Annotated in this window: 4 protein-coding genes; 2 read left to right on the forward strand and 2 right to left on the reverse strand. The window is 43.8% G+C overall.

Annotated elements, in window-relative coordinates; genetic code table 11:
• Positions 1-23 precede the first annotated feature (23 nt).
• Positions 24-1,145: an ISAs1 family transposase gene (locus C6Y40_RS08075; RefSeq protein WP_105933256.1), complete on the reverse strand. Its 1,122-nt coding sequence runs from the start codon at positions 1,143-1,145 to the stop codon at positions 24-26.
• A 148-nt stretch (positions 1,146-1,293) separates the two neighbouring features.
• Between C6Y40_RS08075 and C6Y40_RS08080 the strand changes: the two genes are divergently transcribed.
• Together C6Y40_RS08080 and C6Y40_RS08085 are read left to right on the forward strand one after the other, a co-directional pair.
• Positions 1,294-3,150, forward strand: a complete 1,857-nt coding sequence (locus tag C6Y40_RS08080) for an integrase (protein ID WP_205664753.1) — start codon at positions 1,294-1,296, stop codon at positions 3,148-3,150.
• A 3-nt stretch (positions 3,151-3,153) separates the two neighbouring features.
• A complete protein-coding gene (locus tag C6Y40_RS08085) occupies positions 3,154-3,690 on the forward strand; it encodes a hypothetical protein (protein ID WP_061094524.1) in 537 nt (178 codons plus the stop codon).
• A 129-nt stretch (positions 3,691-3,819) separates the two neighbouring features.
• Here C6Y40_RS08085 and C6Y40_RS08090 read toward each other — a convergent pair.
• A partial coding sequence (locus C6Y40_RS08090) for an integrase core domain-containing protein (RefSeq protein WP_146129523.1) occupies positions 3,820-4,339 on the reverse strand: 520 nt, incomplete at its 5' end.

Here is a 4,339-nt window from a genome sequence, read left to right on the forward strand (position 1 = left end):
CAGGGCAACCGCATGAGTGCTCACTAATTAATCATGCCACTAAAACCCGCAGTTAGCACAGCTTCCAGATAGCTGGCTTTCATCCAAGCCCGTTTTTGCTTGGCGGGTATGCTGCCTTTTGATGACTCTGCCCGCAACATGTTTAGCGCTAAATGGCGTAGCATCGACCAGTTTTCGGCACCGTGATTCTGGTGTATCTGGCAGTCGTCTTCACCCATGCTGACATCCAGTACCCAATGTAAGCTGTTCTCTACAGCCCAGTGGGAACGTACTGCTTCGGCTAGTTGCTTCTCACTTAATGGTGCGGAGCTGATATGGTAGCGATACGTCAGTTCAGGTGCTTTGCCTTGTTGTTGGCGGAAGCTCATGCTCATGCCAAGCGTCTTTAACTCAGGCCATTGCGGGAACGCTTTGCTCACCTCATCAGCACTTAACACATGGTATGTCCGGGCTTCTATGCGACCCCGCTTTTGCTCGAAGGTTAAGCCACCAAGTGGTGCTTCCCGTGTCTCAGTAAACGCATCCTCGACTGCTTTACAGAGCTTGCCCTGATTGCTTTTGAGTGTGAACAGGTAATCACCACCTTGCTCGACTATTTGCTCTGCGATGCTGGTCTGGCAGCCCATAGCATCAATTGATACCAAGGTGTCCTGAACATCAAGTAACTGAATAAGCTCAGGGATTGCTGTAATTTCGTTCGACTTCTCTGAGGTTTTAACCTGACCTAAAACGACTTTATTGGTGCAGGCAAACGCGTTGACCATGTGTATCGTTGATTGGCGGTCACCGCGCTGGTAGGAGCTTCGCAGCGTTTTACCGTCAATCGCAATCAATTGTCCTTCGGTGCTTTCATGTACAGCCTGCATCCAGTTGATAAAGCAAGCTCTAAACTGCTCTGGGTCGAGACGCGAAATGGTACGGGCAATAGTGTCATCAACGGGGACGCCATCGCGCAAGTAACCATGTTGCTGGAACCAGCCAATATGACCGTCGGCATAGTCCCGGATATCGCTCCACCCTTCGGCTCCAGCGACGACACCACATAAGGTGATAAACAAAATATCCTCAAGTGGATAGGTCACTTTTGCTGATTGACGCGTGTCAGATAATTCCCCAAAGTGGGTGGTGAAGGCTTCGATATACATGGTTTTACTCCCCAAAAAGAGAGTATAAGATCACGACTAAACCGGATCGTCAAACTGATCGTTTAGTTTCCTCCAACTGGTTAATAAATATTCACGATCTCACCCTGGTCACATGCTTAATCAAATGAAGTGCGTAGCATTAGCGGATATGTGGTTTTCTGTTAAACATATAGAACTGGCTTCAATAAATAATAAAAAAAACTCTCTTCGAAAGGATATTGCCCAACTAATCAAACGTGGCATCAATTCATTTGAGGAATTGAATCAAGAGCATCTAGAAATTTTGGTTACTGAGGGATGGTATGATATTTCTAGGAGCTATTGTTTTATAGGGTTGAATAGTCTTGTCCACTTGAAAGGGCTGCTACCTTTCAAGGTCAATTTTTCACATCAATCCCATAAGATGTACAACATGAGTTCTGATGCGCAAAACGGAAAAGTGGTGATTCCCCCCCGAATCTATTTTGCGGCATTAAAAGGGTACAGTGAAGATATCGTAAAAGCCTACGGATTAAGAGATGAAATCGAACAAGCAGTTGAGCAGATGATTTCCTTTTATTCCGATGAAGTAAAAAGAAAAATTCTGAGGGTTAGAAGCGGCTATAGCCATAAACCTCATGGCGGTTATGCAGAATCATGGGAACGATTTACCCAGGCGCTCGACAACAATGGAATAACCTTAGCGGATAAAGGTGAAGATCCACGGTGGATGCAAATATTCACATCTATTCAACCCCGCATTCAAATACGACGAGAATGTCTTAGTATCTTCAGAGCACGCATTGGCAACACTTATTATGGCTGGGCTGGTTTTAGACAGTATTTGAGAAGCTTGAACACAAAAGCCTCATGGCTTTGCTTGGCATTGTCAGGAATGCGCGTAGACGAGTTGTACAAAATGAGTCCTGTTTACGGTGCGCAAAGAACGACTTTCGATAAAAATGGATGTGAGTCCGAAACTGGCAAGGAAACCATTTACTTTCTAACTACACGCCAATCAAAAATTACGATCAGTAGTCAAACCAAAAATGACACGTTTGTAACCACGGAAACGGGTTGGAAAGCCTTCCATATATTAAATGCTATTAATACGCCTTATCGCGACAGATTTGCAAAGAAAAATAATCATCGAATGTTTGCAAACTTGAAGGACATCGCTTTTCCCCAACCTATAGGGAAGAGCGCATTACACACTAAAATTAATACGGGGTTTAACAGCGATAAATTTGATTTTACACTTACAGCAGAAGATATGGGGCATTTACAGACCTCCGACCCAACCCAAACATCTTTTAATCAGGGTGATAAATTTCACTTTTCGCCACACCAGACACGGCGCTCCCTCGCGTACTACCTAATTGGTTATGAGCTGTGTTCTTTCCCCGCCTTGAAGCAGCAATTTTCGCATTTGTCGATGGCAATGACGCGATGGTATGCCCGAAATGCCTATTCATTTGAAAAACTTTACAGCGAAATACAAAAAGAACGAGTCACACAACAGGCTGAGATATTTGCTCGCATATATCAAAAAATGGCGAATGGTAAGCGTATCGCAGGAGGTAAAGGTCAAGCAGCAGCGGCTGAGATTAGTCGCGAAGGTGAAAGTTATTTTGAAGATGGAGTAAGCAAACGCAAGCTATCGGTTGACTACTGGATAGATCGGTTGACCAACGGTAAAGAACATTTACATGCTATTGCTCCTGGGATGTATTGCACTAATACTCAATGTTCAATGCGTATCAATATTGATTTAAGTGAATGTGTAGACTGCGAATATGATTTTATTGAAAATGCTGTTTATGCCGAATCCTCCCGTATGGACGCAATGAGAAACGTTGAGTTTTTAAAAGAAAACAATGAATTAAACTCCAGTTCTGCAACCAAATACTTTATGCAGGTAAAAGCTGCGGAAGCGATCATGGATGATCTAGGATTTAAATATGAAAAGTATGAATTTGCAGAAGATGTGCTGAATTTGGTTATCGAAACGACAAGGAAGGCGTAAGGCATGACAGACAAGGCGGAGTTAAGCTCAACAGAAAGACAGCTAAGAGACGCATTGGCGCGGCTTGTTCATCAAAAGCCGATTAACAGAGAGTTGAAACAAAAGCTTAAAGCCAACAAGCTTAAAATTGTTGTTTCTAATGTTGAGAAAGAAGCGGGGTTATCGAATGGATCGGCCAGGCGCTATCCAGAAACAAAAGCGCTGATCGAAAGCGCTGAAGCAAATCGTGTTCATGGAGTAAGCAATGTGTCCGATACTGTGGTTCGCGGCCACCCTCTCCACATAAAGGCTAAGGAAGACTTAGACAAAGCTAAAAAAGAAATCAAAAAGCTTAAGAGAGAAATTGAGAAGAAAGAAGAAAAGCTTGGAGATTATAAAAAACGCTTAAAGTCTCAAGCCGTGAGAATGCACCAAATGACCGTTGCTATGTGGGAACATATGCCTGAAGAATGCAAGCATATTGAGTTAATGATCGATGTGGAAACAACGGGGGCAACAGGCAACGTTCTAGAATTCAAAAAGCGAGAGAAGCTAGATTAGCTCCGAGACTTATGTTCTTAGCTGGATTAGTCTGGACTCAACCTGTCAAATTCAAATCACGATGCAATTAGGTGTACTAGCTCAGACCTGATCTGACAGTTACCCAGATTTTCTGGTGTCGGCGTCAGGTTAGATTTGAGCTAAATTCTTTTCAGCCCAAACCCGTTTTCCATCAGTTAATGTTTCCATTGGCGTTCGGCCGCAGCACATTTTGCCCTGATGGGTCCGTTCATTGTTGTAATAATCCAGCCAGTCGTCCAGATCTTTCTGCAACATTTCCAGTGAATCATAGAGCTTTTTGCGGAACGTTACCTGATAGAACTCATTTAAGATGGTTTTGTGGAAGCGTTCACATATACCATTGGTTTGCGGATGCCTCGCTTTGGTCTTGGTGTGGTCGATGTCATTGATTGCCAGATACAACTGGTAATCGTGCTGTTCAACCTTGCCGCAATACTCAGTGCCTCGGTCAGTTAAAATCCGTAACATTGGCAGCTCCTGAGCCTCGAAGAACGGCAATACACGGTCATTTAATACATCTGCCGATGTGATTGGCGTTTTCGTTGTGTAGAGCTTAGCGAACGCTACTTTGCTGTACGTATCAACGAAGGTCTGCTGGTAAATTCGGCCTACGCCCTTTAAGTTACCT

This window comes from Marisediminitalea alba (assembly GCF_002993365.1).
In the GTDB taxonomy this organism is placed as follows: domain Bacteria; phylum Pseudomonadota; class Gammaproteobacteria; order Enterobacterales; family Alteromonadaceae; genus Alteromonas; species Alteromonas alba.

Coding starts and splice junctions, on each gene's coding strand:
- C6Y40_RS08075 (WP_105933256.1), bottom strand. CDS start 1,145: ATGTATATCGAAGCCTTCACCACCCACTTTGGGGAATTATCTGACACG.
- C6Y40_RS08080 (WP_205664753.1), top strand. CDS start 1,294: ATGTGGTTTTCTGTTAAACATATAGAACTGGCTTCAATAAATAATAAA.
- C6Y40_RS08085 (WP_061094524.1), top strand. CDS start 3,154: ATGACAGACAAGGCGGAGTTAAGCTCAACAGAAAGACAGCTAAGAGAC.